Source organism: Staphylococcus sp. HMSC34C02, assembly GCF_001838705.1.
Lineage (GTDB): Bacteria > Bacillota > Bacilli > Staphylococcales > Staphylococcaceae > Staphylococcus > Staphylococcus borealis.
This window is the reverse complement of sequence record NZ_KV838593.1, coordinates 1-521: the sequence shown is the minus strand read 5'-3', so window position 1 is coordinate 521 and position 521 is coordinate 1. Positions and strand designations below refer to the sequence as shown.

Sequence of the window (521 nt, the reverse complement as noted above, 5' to 3'; positions counted from 1 at the left end):
GTTTTGCTTGTGCTTTTTTCTCAACCGTTGGTTGCACATTGTTAATTGAATCTACACCGTTTGCTTTTGCTGTATCTACACCTGCGTTATTTGTTGCTTGGTCTATCGCATTCTTCGCACTATTCACTGCTTCATCGACTTTTGCTTTTGCTGTTGCTTTTTCTTCATCTGTTGCGTTTGGTGTTTGATCGATTTCTGCTTTCTTTGCTTGCGCTGCATTATCGATTTCTGCTTTTGCTTCGTCTTTCTTAACAACCGTTGGTTGAACATGATTGATCGCGTCTACACCTGAAGATTTAGCAGTGTCTACATCTGCGTTATTTGTTGCTTGATCTATCGCATTCTTAGCGTTACTTACAGCCTCATCGACTTTTGCTTTCGCTTCTGCCTTTTCTTCATCTGTCGCATTTGGTGTTTGGTCTATTTCCGCTTTCTTAGCTTCGGCTGCTTTATCGATTTCTGTTTTCGCTTCGTCTTTCTTAACAATCGTTGGTTGAACATGATTGATCGCGTCTACACCT

General features: G+C 41.1%; 1 protein-coding gene. It reads right to left on the bottom strand.

What is annotated here, in order from left to right:
- The coding region (locus HMPREF3239_RS12520; RefSeq protein ID WP_176747967.1) for a DUF1542 domain-containing protein at positions 1-521 on the bottom strand (521 nt) is incomplete at both ends.